This is a genomic window from Nocardiopsis sp. NRRL B-16309 (assembly GCF_001279585.1).
Lineage (GTDB): Bacteria > Actinomycetota > Actinomycetes > Streptosporangiales > Streptosporangiaceae > Nocardiopsis.
Map to the genome: position 1 here is coordinate 209,235 of NZ_LGEC01000058.1, position 12,699 is coordinate 221,933.

At 73.8% G+C, this 12,699-nt stretch carries 8 protein-coding genes; 2 read left to right on the top strand and 6 right to left on the bottom strand.

The window, feature by feature from the left end; genetic code table 11:
- Window positions 1–34 precede the first annotated feature (34 nt).
- A complete protein-coding gene (locus ADL05_RS07570) occupies window positions 35–4,300 on the top strand; it encodes an SCO7613 C-terminal domain-containing membrane protein (RefSeq protein ID WP_053616143.1) in 4,266 nt (1,421 codons plus the stop codon).
- 151 nt (window positions 4,301–4,451) lie between these two features.
- On the opposite strand, the gene ADL05_RS07575 is transcribed toward ADL05_RS07570, so the two are convergent.
- The 3 genes from ADL05_RS07575 to ADL05_RS07585 all read right to left on the bottom strand — a co-directional run bounded on the left by ADL05_RS07575 (window position 4,452) and on the right by ADL05_RS07585 (window position 7,521).
- Window positions 4,452–5,834 (bottom strand): PhoH family protein, encoded by a 1,383-nt coding sequence (locus ADL05_RS07575; RefSeq protein WP_053616144.1) that lies wholly within the window; start codon window positions 5,832–5,834, stop codon window positions 4,452–4,454.
- 270 nt (window positions 5,835–6,104) lie between these two features.
- Window positions 6,105–6,866 (bottom strand): isoprenyl transferase, encoded by a 762-nt coding sequence (locus ADL05_RS07580; protein WP_053616145.1) that lies wholly within the window; start codon window positions 6,864–6,866, stop codon window positions 6,105–6,107.
- A 97-nt stretch (window positions 6,867–6,963) separates the two neighbouring features.
- Window positions 6,964–7,521 carry an RNA polymerase sigma factor gene (locus tag ADL05_RS07585; RefSeq protein WP_053616193.1) on the bottom strand — a complete coding sequence of 186 codons (558 nt, stop codon included), beginning with the start codon at window positions 7,519–7,521 and terminating at the stop codon, window positions 6,964–6,966.
- Window positions 7,522–7,886: 365 nt separating this feature from the next.
- Between ADL05_RS07585 and ADL05_RS07590 the strand changes: the two genes are divergently transcribed.
- Window positions 7,887–9,254 carry a serine/threonine-protein kinase gene (locus tag ADL05_RS07590; protein ID WP_053616146.1) on the top strand — a complete coding sequence of 456 codons (1,368 nt, stop codon included), beginning with the start codon at window positions 7,887–7,889 and terminating at the stop codon, window positions 9,252–9,254.
- A 124-nt stretch (window positions 9,255–9,378) separates the two neighbouring features.
- On the opposite strand, the gene ADL05_RS07595 is transcribed toward ADL05_RS07590, so the two are convergent.
- The 3 genes from ADL05_RS07595 to mca form a co-directional block, all read right to left on the bottom strand.
- On the bottom strand, window positions 9,379–11,415 hold the full coding sequence (locus ADL05_RS07595; protein ID WP_053616147.1) for a thioredoxin domain-containing protein: 2,037 nt from the start codon (window positions 11,413–11,415) through the stop codon (window positions 9,379–9,381).
- An 85-nt stretch (window positions 11,416–11,500) separates the two neighbouring features.
- The gene (locus ADL05_RS07600) at window positions 11,501–11,815 is read right to left on the bottom strand and encodes a hypothetical protein (RefSeq protein ID WP_082376182.1); all 315 of its coding nucleotides are present in this window, start codon (window positions 11,813–11,815) and stop codon (window positions 11,501–11,503) included.
- Between the two features lie 5 nt (window positions 11,816–11,820).
- Window positions 11,821–12,699 (bottom strand): mycothiol conjugate amidase Mca, encoded by an 879-nt coding sequence (gene mca / locus ADL05_RS07605; RefSeq protein ID WP_053616148.1) that lies wholly within the window; start codon window positions 12,697–12,699, stop codon window positions 11,821–11,823.

Below are 12,699 nucleotides of genomic sequence, written 5' to 3' on the forward strand. Positions count from 1 at the left end.
GCCGTCGGCCGCGTTTCGCCCCACCATGGTCGGTATGAACGCCCACGGATCGCCTCCCCCCGCGGCCCCGCCCCTGCGGTGCCCCGACTGCGCCGCGCCGCTCCGGCCCGGCGCGGCGGCCTGCCCCCGATGCGCCCTCGTCCTCGTCGGGCCGCTCGCGCAGCGGCTCTGGGAGATCGACACCCAGCTGGTGGACCTGGCCGACCGCTCCCGCCGGCTGCGCGCGGAACGGTCCGAGGTCCACCGGCTCCTCCGCCGGGAGTCGGGGGCGCCCCGCCCCGTCGGCGAACCCGCCGCACCCGTGGCGCCGGGCCACGCCGCGCGGTCGGGCCCGTCCGGGCCCCCGGCGCCCCACGCCGGACCGCAGGCCGGTCCGGTGCCCGTCGGCGCGTACCACCGGGCGCAGGTCCCGCCACCCGCGCCACGGCGTTCGGAGCTCTCGCAGCTCTCGGCGCAGAACCTCATCCTCGGGCTCGGCGGCCTGCTCGTCGGCATCGCCGCCCTGGTGTTCGCCGTGTGGACGTGGAGCGACCTGACCACGGGTACGCGCGCGCTGATCCTGACCCTGACCACCCTGTTCTTCGCCGGTGTGGCCCTCCCCCTGCACAGGCGCGGGCTGGCCTCGACCGCCGAGACCTTCGGGGCGCTGGGCGCCGCACTGCTGTGCGTCGACGCGCTCGCGCTCTACCTGGTCTCCGACGGGATCACCAACGGCCCCGGCTACGCGGCGGCCGCGCTGGCGGTGATCGGCGCGCTGCTGGTCCTCTATCCGCTGCTGGTCCCCCTGCGGGCACCGCGGGTGATCGCGGTCCTGCTGGTCCAGCCGGTGCCCGTGCTCCTGGTGGCCGCCTCCTCCTGGGACGGGCGCTGGCCCTGGATGCTGACCGCCCTGGCGGTGACCGCGCTGCTCGACGTGCTGGTCGGGACCCGCCTCGGCGCCCCGCGGCCCGGCGTGCCGGTCCGCACCCTGCACGTGGTGGCGCTCGTCGTGTGGGCCCTCACGATCGGGTTCACCGTGCTGGCGGTGGCCCTGATGTCCTCCGTGACCGACCCGCTGCGGTGGTGGTCGGTGGCGGCCACGCTGCTGGTCTCGGGGGCGGCCTCGCTGCTGCTGGCCCGGCAGCCGCGCACCACGCCCGCCGAGCGCGCGCGGGGACGGTTCCACACCGTCGCCGGGCTCCTGGCCCTCGGTCTGGTTCCCCTGGCCGCGGGCCCCGCCCACCTGCCGGTCCTGCCGCGCGTGCCCGGGCGGGTGTGGTCGGACGACCCCTCCCTGGCGATGCGCACGGCGACCGACGTGCTCGGGCTCGTCCCGGTGGGCTCGGCGGTCCCGTCGGCCCCGGCCCAGCTGTCGGCGATCCTGGTCGGCGCGGTCCTTGCCGTCGGCGTGGCGGCGCTGCCGCGCCGCGCGCTCCTCGTCCCCGTCCTGGCCCTGGTCGCTCCCCCGACCCTGCTTCCCGTGCCGCTGCTGCTCGGGTTCCCGCTGGTGGCGGCGTCCGTGTGGGCGCTGCTGCTGGGCGCCGCGCTGATCGTGTGGGCCACGCTGCTGCGCACCGGCCACCGGAGCCGTGTCCCCGCCGTCACCGGGTTCCTGACCCTGCTGACCGGGCTGGCCTGGGCCCTGCCCGAGTGGTACACGTCCGCGGCGGCCCTGCTCCTGGTGGCGACGAGCGCGCTGGTCGCGGCCCTGGCGGTGAACCGGACCGCCGGGGACCGCGCCGAAGGCCCAGCCGCCACCCTGTACGCGGCCGCGACCGCCCTGTGGCTGGTGGTCCTGCTGGTCGGCGCTCCCCTGCTGGTCTCGCTCCTGGCCATGCCCCGGCCGGACCGGATCCAGTGGTGGCTCCTGGCCGCCCTCGCCCTACTGGCGGGCGCGACCGCCCTCCGGCTCGGCCGGACCGCGCCCCCGTTCGGGAACGGCTCCGTGGCCGACCCGCGGCCCGCACTGACCTGGGCCGGCCTGCTCCTGCTCCCGTTGGCGCCGCTGGCGGCCGTGGTCCAGGGGCCGCCGTCGGCCCCGCTGTTCGCCGGACCCCACGGGGTGTGGGCGGCGCCGCTGGCGGAGATGCTCGAACCCGCCTCCGCCGTCCTGGGGTACTCCGCCCCGCCTGGCGCGGGCGCGGCGGCGCTGTCCGCGCTGGGCCTACTCGCGGCCTCAGCCCTGGCGGTCGGGACCGTCCGGCTCGCCGACCGGCGGCTGGTGTCGGCCGCGATGGCGCTGACCGTCCCCGCCGCACTGGTTCCGCTGCCGGTGGTCCTGGGCCTGCCCTACGTCGTCGCCGTGGTGTGGGCGCTGGCGGTCGGCGCCGCGCTGACGCTGTCGGTGGCCAGGACCGGCGATCGGCCGCACGCCTGGGTCGCCACGGCCACCGGGCTCGCCACACTCCTGCTCGGCCTGGCGTGGGCGCTGCCGGAGCGGTACACGAGCCTGGTCGCGGCCGTGCTGCTGGCGTGCGCCGCGCTGCTCGGCTCGCTCGAACTGCGCCGTCTGGGCCGGCCGGGCACGGACGGGCCGGGTTCACCGGTCCGCCTGGTGTACTCGTCGGTCCTCGGGATCGGGGTCGCCGACCTGGTCCTGGTCGGCGCGCTGGTGGCCGACTCGGCCGCGGCCGTCCGGCACACGCCCGCCGTCTGGGCCCTGGCGGCGCTCGCCGTCCTGGGGATCGCGACGACCGCCCTGGTCGTCGGCCGCCTCCCCTACGCCGGACCGTGGCCCACGACGGTCGGCGCCACGCCCGCCGGGGCCGGGCCCGCGCCCCAGGGCTACGCCGGAGCGGGAGGGTTCCGCACGCCGGGTGCCGCCCCGGTTCCGGGCGCGCCTCCCGCCGCGCGCGGTGGGGCTCCGCGTCCGACGATCCGTCCGGCGCCCTCGGTGTCCCCGTACAGCGTGCTGGGCCTGGTGCTGCTGACGATCGCCCCACTGGTCGCCGGTCCGCCCGGCCTGCCGGTCTTCGCCTTCGCCCCGTGGGGCCACGGTGTGGCGGCGGCGCCCCCGGAAGCGCTGATCGGGCCCGCGCACACCGTCCTCGGGCTCCCGGGCCCGGCCGACACCGCCACCGGCCTGGCCTTCGCGCTCGGCTGCCTGCTGGCGGGCGTGCTGGCGGTGCTCGCTGCCCGGCTGGTGGACCGGCCCCGCGCCCTCCACGCCGCCGCGCTCGCGGGTCCGGCCGCGCTCGTCCCGCTGCCGGTCGCCCTCGGCGCGCCGTTCCTGTTCTCGCTCGTGTGGACGCTGGCGGTGGGCGCCGGGCTGGCACTGTGGGCGGCGCGCCTGGCGGATCCGCGGCTGAGCCGCCTGCCCGCGTCGACCGGCCTCTTCGTCCTGCTGCTCGGGTTCGGCTGGTCCCTGGCCGAACCGTTCACGACCGCGGCGGTACTGGCGTTCGTCGCCGTGGCCGCCTCCTTCGCCGCGGCCCTGTCCCGGACCACGGTCACGGCCGTGGGCGCCACGGCCCTGGCCACCGCCGCCACCGGCGGGCTGGCGCTGGCCCTGCCGCTGGCCCTGGACCTGCCCGTGCAGCTCGCCGCCCTGGGGCCCCTGCTGGTGGTCGCCGGAGTGGCGGCGGTCGCGCCCCGGCTGCGGTCGCCGCTGCTGGAGGCCACCGAGGTCCCGGCCGCGGTGTGGGCCCTGGTGGTCCTGGGCCTCAGCTCGCTCGCGCACACCGCGGTCCCAGTGCCGGGCCCCGAGCGGTACGGCGCGTTCGCCGAACCCCGGCCGGAGCTGGTCGCGGTCGCCCTGGCGGTGCTCGGCGTGATCTCGCTGGGCAGCGCGGTCCGTCCCGGCCGACGGCCGCTGGCCGTGGTCGGCGGGCTGCTGATGCTCGCCGCGATGTGGACGGTGCTGGCCGCCTGGGACGTCGGCGTCGCCGAGGCCTACACGGTCGTGCCGGCGCTGGCCGCGCTGGTCCTGGGCTGGGAGTGGAGCCGCAAGGCCAAGGTCCCGCCGTCGAGCTGGGCCGCCTACGGGGGCGGGCTGGCGCTGCTCCTGCTGCCGACGGTCGGGCTGGTGCTGGGAGGACAGGACCTGCTCTGGCGGGTGCCGGCCCTCCTCGCCGCGGGCCTGGCCGTGGCCGTGTGGGGGCTGCGCGGACGGCTCCAGGCGGCACTGGTGATCGGTGGCGCGGCGCTGGTCCTGACCTCGCTGCGGGCCTTCGGTCCGCCGCTGTGGGACCTGACCGTGCTCCTGCCGAACTGGGTACCGTTCGCGGCGGCCGGCGCGCTGCTGCTGGTCGTCGGGGCCCGCTACGAGGCGAACCTGGCACGCCTGCGCCGACTCGGTCGCACGGTCGCCGCCATGCGGTGACCGAAGGCCCACCCCGGCCCGAGAGGCCCCCGCGGGAAGGTGGACCCGCGGGGGCGCGGACCGCCTCCGTGCCCGGACCGACCGCCCCGGGCGGGGGCGGAGCCCGGGGCGGTCGGTCCGGGACAGGGCGGCCCGTGGCGGGCCGCCCGGATCAGCTCTCCAGCATCTCCGTGACCAGCGCGGCGATCGGCGAGCGCTCGGAGCGGGTCAGGGTGACGTGCGCGAACAGCGGGTGGCCCTTGAGCTTCTCGATCACCGCGACGACGCCGTCGTACCGGCCCACCCGCAGGTTGTCCCGCTGGGCGATGTCGTGGGTGAGCACCACCCGCGAGTTCTCACCGAGCCGGGAGAGCACCGTGAGCAGGACCCCGCGCTCCAGGGACTGGGCCTCGTCCACAATGACGAACGCGTCGTGCAGCGAGCGCCCCCGGATGTGCGTGAGCGGCAGGACCTCCAGCATGCCGCGGTCGACGATCTCCTCGATGACCTCCTCGGTGGTCACCGCCGACAGGGTGTCGTGCACCGCCTGGCCCCACGGGGTCATCTTGTCGTTCTCGGTGCCGGGGAGGTAGCCCAGCTCCTGGCCGCCCACCGCGTACAGCGGGCGGAACACCATCACCTTGCGGTGCTGGCGGCGCTCCAGGACCGACTCCAGGCCCGCGCACAACGCGAGCGCCGACTTGCCGGTGCCCGCGCGCCCGCCCAGGGACACGATGCCGACGTCGGGGTCGGTGAGCAGGTCCAGCGCGACCCGCTGCTCGGCGCTGCGCCCGTGCAGACCGAACACGTCCCGGTCGCCGCGTACGAGCTTCACCGACTTGTCCGGCTGCACCCGGCCCAGCGCCTTGCCGCGCTCGGAGACCAGCACCAGGCCCGTGTGGCAGGGCAGGTCGCGGGCCTCCTCGATGTCGCTCGCGCCGCTCTCGAACAGCTCCCCGATCTGGTGGGCGGGCACGTCCAGCTCGGCCATGCCGGTCCAGCCGTGCTCGATGGCCAGCTCCGCGCGGTACTCGTCGGCCGGGAGCCCGATGGCGGACGCCTTGATCCGCATCGGCAGGTCCTTGCTGACCAGGACGACGTCGCCCTCCTCGCCGTCCTGGCCGGGCTCGCTCCCATGCGGCGCGGCCTGGAGGTTGCGGGCCACCGTCAGGATCCGGGTGTCGTTGTCGCCCAGCCGGAAACCCGCCGGCAGGATCGACGGATCGCTGTGGTTGAGCTCGACGCGCAGCGTGCCGCCCTGGTCGTTCACAGGAACCGGATCGTCAAGGCGGCCGTTGGCGACGCGGAGGTCGTCCAGGAGGCGGAGCGCCCGACGAGCGAAGTACCCGAGTTCCGGGTCGTGACGCTTGCTCTCCAGCTCGGTGATCACCACCACGGGGATGACCACCTGGTGCTCGGCGAACCGGGTCACGGCCATCGGGTCGGCGAGCAGGACGCTGGTGTCGAGCACGTAGACGCGCATTCCCTCTCCTACCTCCGGGACGGGGGCGGTGGGGGACTGGGTGTCGCGGCGATCGGTCGAGGAACTAGCCACTCGTTCTCCCCTTGGGCACCACTGGGGCACCCTACTGTCACGGGATCATGGAGGACCGGGACCAAGCCCCTGAGGGCCGGGTCCGGCCCTCCTCGTCGAAGTTCCTCGATGACGCAGGAGTTCAAAGAGCCGGGGCCTCCCGAACGGGTGGACGGACGCCACCCGCCTTTTCCGACGCTACGCGCCCGTGAACCCCGGGTCCAGGCCCCCGTCCCTCCACGCGGTGAACACCGCGTTAAGGGGACGGCCGACAGGGAGCTGCTGAGGGGATCAGGAGCCGAAGCGGCGGTTGCGCGCGCCGTACGAGCGCAGTGCACGCAGGAAGTCCACTCTGCGGAACGCGGGCCAGTAGACCTCGCAGAAGTAGAACTCCGAGTGCACGCTCTGCCAGAGCATGAAGCCGGACAGGCGCTGTTCCCCGGACGTGCGGATGAGCAGGTCGGGGTCGGGCTGGCCGCGCGTGTAGAGATGCCGTGCGATGTCCTCGATGTCCAGGCGCTCGGCCAGCTCCTGGATACCGGTGCCCTTGGCCGCTTCCTCGTGGAGGAGCGACCGAACCGCATCAGCGATCTCACGTCTACCCCCATACCCGACGGCGACGTTGACAACCAGGCCAGGGTTGCCGGATGTGGCCGACTCCGCCTCCTTGAGCGCACGGGCGGTGGAGTCGGGCAGCACGTCGAGGGCGCCCACGGGGCGCGTGTTCCAGCCCTCCTCGCGCAGCCGCGCGATGGTGGCCTCGATGATGCGCACCAGCGGGCCCAGCTCCGACTCGTCCCGGGTGAGGTTGTCGGTGGACAGCATCCACAGCGTGACGACCTGCACTCCGAGCTCGTCGCACCAGCGGAGGAGCTCGAAGATCTTGTCCGCGCCGGCCTGGTGGCCCTGTTCGGCCCCCCGCATGCCGCTGCTCTTCGCCCACCGGCGGTTCCCGTCCATCGCGACACCGACGTGCCGCGGGATCTCCTGGCTGGTCAGGCGGCGTTCCAGCCGCCTTTCATAGAGCCAGTACAGGGGGTCACGAAGCCCCATGGGCGAAACCTCTCAGAGCTGGAGCATGGCCGACACGCACACTCGTGTGGCTGATGTGCCGACGGGGATGGGATCCAGGGTAGTTCGCCGCGGGACTCTACGTCACGGTCAGGGACTTGCGCACGTGCTTGCGGCCCTGGTGGATGCGGGACTTGACGGTGCCCAGGGCGAGGTTGAGCTCTGAGGCGATCTCGTTGTAGTCCATCTGGCACAGGTCGCGCAGCACCAGGGGCGCCACGAGGTTGGGGCGCTCCTTCTCCAACTGGTCGAGGGCCTCCAGGAGGTCGATGCGCGAACCGGCGATGACACTCGTGGTGCGGGGGTCGCTCTGCGGGGGCATGCGCTCGGCCTCGGTGGGGTACTCGGCCGAACGGCGCTTCATCGAGCGGTAGGTCTGGCGTGCGGAGTTGGACACCACGGTGTAGAGCCACGTGGTGAAGAGCGAGTCGCCCTTGAAGCTGTCGATCTTGCGCGCCACGCGCAGCAGCGCGTCCTGGCAGGCCTCCTCGGCGTCCTGCCGGTAGGGCAGGAAGCGGGCGCACCGGCGCAGCACCTCCGGCTGGATCCGGCGGAGCAGGTCGTCCAGCGCCGCGGCGTCGCCCGCCTTGGCGCGGCGCGCGAGCTCCTCCAGCTCCTCGTCGACGTTGCTCGCCACCCGCCGGCGGGGCTTGGGCGCCGAGTGGTCGGCCTGGTCTTCGTACTCGCCACTGCTCATGGCTGGCTCTCTCCCTGGCTGACGGCGGACATCCGTCCGTTGGAGGACGCGTGGGCGTCCACGATGGATCACGCGTCACGTGGACGCGGACCGGCTCCTGCCGGTCCGCCGCACCGGTGACCGGGTTTCGGCCACCATTCCATGGTGCACACGACTCTCCGGGCATTCCACCCGGTTTCGCCGCCCTCACGCACCGGTGCCACCCGAAGACGTGGATCATATCCGCGAAAGCGAATGCGAACGCGTAGATGGTGTATTAGTGGGCAACGAACGCGTACGCACCCCCCTGACAGACCGAGGCGGAAATGAGTCAACCGGAGGCCTTCGGGCGCTACCGCGTCATACGACGCCTGGGCTCCGGTTCGTTCGCCACGGTATGGCTCGCCCAGGACGATCTGCTCAACTATCCGGTCGCCATCAAGGTACTCGCCGAGAACTGGGCGCACCAGATGGACATCCAGCACCGTTTCCTGGAGGAGGCGCGCATCCTGCGCCAGACCGACTCCACGTGGCTGGTGGCCGTCCACGACGTGGACGTCCTGCCCGACGGGCGGCCGTACATGGTGATGACCTACGCGGACCAGGGCAGCGTCTCCGACCTCGTCAACCGAGGTCAGCTGCCCTTGGACGAGGCCCTGCGGCTGCTGACCGAAATCGGCCAGGGCATCACCGTGCTACACAACCACGGCACGATCCACCGCGACATCAAGCCCTCCAACGTGCTGCTCCAGTCGTCACCCGTGGGGCAGAGGGTGCTGGTGGCGGACCTGGGGTTCGCCAAGTCCATCGACGAGGCCTCGGGCTTCACTGCGGCCGCCGGAACCCCCGGCTACATGTCGCCGGAACAGAGCATCCCCGGCGGTGACCTGGACGTCCGCTCGGACGTGTACTCGCTGGGCGCGGTCGCCTACGAGCTCATCACGGGGCGTCCGCCCTCCCGGCCGCCGGTGCGCATCGCACCTGGCCGGATCCGGCCAGGTCTGCCCCCGGCGCTGGACGACCTCATCCTGTCCGCACTTTCGGTGGACCGGGAAAGCCGCCCGGCGGACGCCAAAACCTTCACCGACCGCGTCAGGGCGATCCGTATGGCACCGGACCTGCCGCGCGCGGACCCGTGGTGGCAGCGGTACCGGATGCCCTGGCGCCGCGCCGCCGTGCTCGCCTCGGCCCTGGTCGTCCTGGGCGCCGTGCTGACCGCCTCGGTCGGCAGCCCCGGCCAGTCGCTGACCACGGTGCGCATGGCGTCCCAGGGGATCTCCATGACCGTCCCGCTCGTGTGGGCCAAGGACTTCCACCCGACCATGGCGGCCCGACCGGCGGCCACGAGCGCCGGTGCCGACACGGGCATGCTCGTGGCCACCGACTCCGACCACTGGGACGACACGGACGTCCCCTCCTACGGGGTGTACACGACCGTGCTCCCCGGCTCGCTCGTCCTGGACGGCGTCGCCGACGCCGACGCGTGCGAGGGCACGCCGTTGGAACGCGGGATCGCCCTGAACGGCTGGGAGGGCTCGGCGTGGGACTGGCCCGACTGCAACGGCTCGGGCGCGTTCACCAGCCTCGCCGTGCACACGGCGGACGAGCCCACGACGGTGTACATGGAGGTCCGCCAGCCGCACCACAGGCCGGACCTGGTGGACGAGATGGTGAACGGGCTGCGGCTCTCCTGATTCCTTGGGCCTCTGTGTTCTTCTGGGGCCTCCGCTCGTTCCTCGCTTCGGCCCGTGCTCGGGCGCCTTCGAGACCGCGCCTTCGCGCCCTACGGACGTGGCTCACGGGGTCCTGGACCGGGCGTCAGATGGTCGTGAGCTGGTCGCGGAGGTCCTCCGGGGTGGTGACGGGGAGCTTGCAGACGAAGCCCTCGCAGACGTAGGCCGTCGGGCGTCCGCCGCGCGGCGCGCGGTCGCGCAGCAGCGGCACTCCCCCGTCGTCCGCTCCGTCCCCCCTGGACAGAGCGGTGCCCAGCGGCGCCCAGCGCAGGGCCGTACGCACCAGCTCGTCGGTGGCGGGGTCGGCCGGGTCGCCGACCACGGCGACCGCCCGCGGTCCGGTGAGCAGCGCCTCACTCGCGGCCAGGCCCCAGCCCGCGAACCGGGCCGCCTTCTCCGCGAGCAGGGAGACCGCCGACAGAGCCGACTCGGCCGCCGTCCGGTGCCGCTCGGACCCGGTCAGGGCGGCGTAGGTCAGCAGCGCGGAGGCCGCGGCGAAGCGGCCGGAGGGGGTCGCGCCGTCGGTCGGGTCCTGGGGGCGGCTGAAGAGCCGCTCGGCGTCGTCGGCGGTGTCGTAGAAGCCGCCGTCGCCGTCGGCGAAGCGCTCCAGGACCGTGTCCAGCAGGAGACCGGCCTCGTGCGCGTACCGCGCCTGCCCGGTGACGCCGTGCAGGGCGAGCAGCCCCTCGGCGACGTCGGCGTAGTCCTCCAGCACGCCGGCGCTGGTCCCCGGCCGACCGTCGCGCGAGGTCCGCACCAGCCGCCCGTCCACCATGTGCGTGGTCAGGAGCAGCTCCGCGGCGCCGCGGGCCGCGTCCACGAGGTCGGGGCGCTGCAGAAGCGCGCCCGCCTCGGCCAGTCCGGCGATCGCCAGCCCGTTCCAGGCGGCCACCACCTTGTCGTCGCGCGCCGGCGGCACGCGCTCGGCCCGGGCGGTCAGCAGGGCCTCGCGGACCCGGTCGTAGCGCCACCGGTCGGTGGGCGGGGCGGGCAGCTGGAGCACGGAGGCCCCGCGCTCGAAGGTGCCCTCCTGGGTGACCAGGAAGGTCCGGGCGGCGAAGTCCGCGTCCTCCTCGCCCAGCACCTCGTGCAGCTGGGCGGGCGTCCACACGTAGTAGGTGCCCTCCTCGCCCTCGCTGTCGGCGTCCAGCGCGGAGGCGAATCCCCCCTCGGCGGTCCGCAGGTCGCGCACCATCCAGTCGGCGGTCTCCTCGGCCACCGCGCGCAGGGCCGCGTGCTCGCCCTCACTGAGCGCGGTCCGGTCGGCGGGCCGCCGGGTCATCCGGGTGTAGGCGCGCAGCAGCAGGGCGTTGTCGTAGAGCATCTTCTCGAAGTGCGGGACGACCCAGCCCTTGTCGACGGAGTAGCGGGCGAAGCCGCCGCCGAGCTGGTCGTAGATCCCCCCGCGGGCCATCGCCAGGGCGGTGCCGCCCGCCATCAGCGCGGCGGGGGTGGGTTCGTCGGCGGTCTGGTACGGCCGGGTGCGCTCGTCCTGGGCGACGAGGAAGGACAGCAGCATCGAGGGCGGGAACTTGGGCTCGTTGCCGAAGCCGCCGTCGGCGTTGTCGTAGTCGCGCACCAGCGCCCGTACGGCCAGGTCGAGCCGGTCGGGCCCCGGGGGCTGGGCGGAGGGCAGGGTCCGCGGCGCCGACAGCGCGTCGACCACGCGCTTGCCCTGGTCGATGAGATCGGCGCGCTGGTCGCGCCAGGCGCTCGCCACCCCGTCGAGGAGGCGCTGGAAGTACTCGCGCGGGAAGTACGTACCGCAGTAGAAGGGGGCGCCGTCGGGGGTGGCGAACACGGTCATCGGCCACCCGCCCTGGCCGGTCATGGCCTGGGTCGCCTCCATGTACACCGCGTCGACGTCGGGGCGCTCCTCGCGGTCCACCTTGATGTTGACGAACCGGCCGTTCATCATGTCGGCGGTCGCCCGGTCCTCGAAGGACTCGTGCGCCATGACGTGGCACCAGTGGCAGGCGGAGTACCCGACGGAGATCAGCACCGGCACGTCGCGGCGGCGGGCCTCGGCGAAGGCCTCCTCGCACCAGGGCCACCACTCGACGGGATTGTCCGCGTGCTGCAACAGGTAGGGGCTGGTCGCGTCGCTCAAACGGTTCGGCATGGTTCCACTGTGCCACCCGACGGCGCGGAGGGCTCCCACCCGTCCCGCGGGTCAGGGCGGGACGGGTGGGACACCGGTGCCGGCCTCAGGCCTTGCGGGCCGGGCCGTCCGAGGAGTCGTCCTCAGGGGTGTCCGCGTCGGAGGAGGCGGCGACCCCCGCGCGGGCCGCGTCGGTCCGCGCGTCCTCCGAGTCGTCCGCATCGGCCTCCGCCGCCGCCCGATCCGCCTCCTCGGCGCTGCGCAGCGTGCCGAGCTTGCCCGACATGTTGCGCATGAGGAAGTAGAGCGCCGCGCCGATCGCGGCCACCATGAGGAAGCCCAGGACGCCCGGTGTCACGGAGTCACGGTCGAGGTCGACGCTGTCGGCCAGGACCACCGCGGAGGTGAGAAGGGTGTGCATACCGCTCATACTCTCACTGCTTCTCGGACACCGTCGAAGAGGTCCTTCTCCGGGACCTCGGTGTCCACCAGCGAGCGCACCAGGTGGTAGTCCTCGGTGGGCCAGGCCTCGGCCACGACCTCGTTGGGGATCGCGAACCAGAAGCCGTTGGGGTCGACCTGGGTCGCGTGCGCCTTGAGCGCCTCGTGGGCGACGTCGAAGTACTCGGAGCAGTGCACGCGGGTCGTGATCTCCCAGGTGGGGCGGTCACGGTCCTTGATCCGGTCCACCCACTCCGCGAAGGGGTTCTCCATCCCGCGCTCGGCCAGGACGTCGGCGAGGGCGTCGAACCGCTCGGCGGGGAAGGACACGAAGTAGTACAGCTTCAGCGGCTGCCAGGGGTCGCCCGCGTCAGGGTAGGCGTCGGGGTCGCCCGCGGTGTCGAAGGCCCGCATCGAGACCTTGTGGGTCATGATGTGGTCGGGGTGGGGGTAGCCGCCCTGCTCGTCGTAGGTCAGGACCACGTGCGGCCGGAACCGGCGGATGGACGCGACGAGGGGCTCGGCGGCCTCGTCCACGGGCAGGGTGGCGAAGCACCCCTCGGGCAGGGGCGGGAGCGGGTCGCCCTCGGGCAGGCCCGAGTCCACGAAGCCGGCGAACTCCTGCTGGATACCCAGGATCTCGCGAGCCCGGTCCATCTCCTCGCGGCGGACCTGACTGATGTTCTCCAGGATCTCGGGACGGTCCATGGCCGGATTGAGGATGTCACCGCGTTCGCCACCGGTCATGGTGACGACGAGCACGTCGACGCCCTCGTTCACGTAGCGCGCCATGGTGGCCGCGCCCTTGCTGGACTCGTCATCGGGGTGGGCATGAACGGCCATAAGCCGCAGGCGCTCGGACAA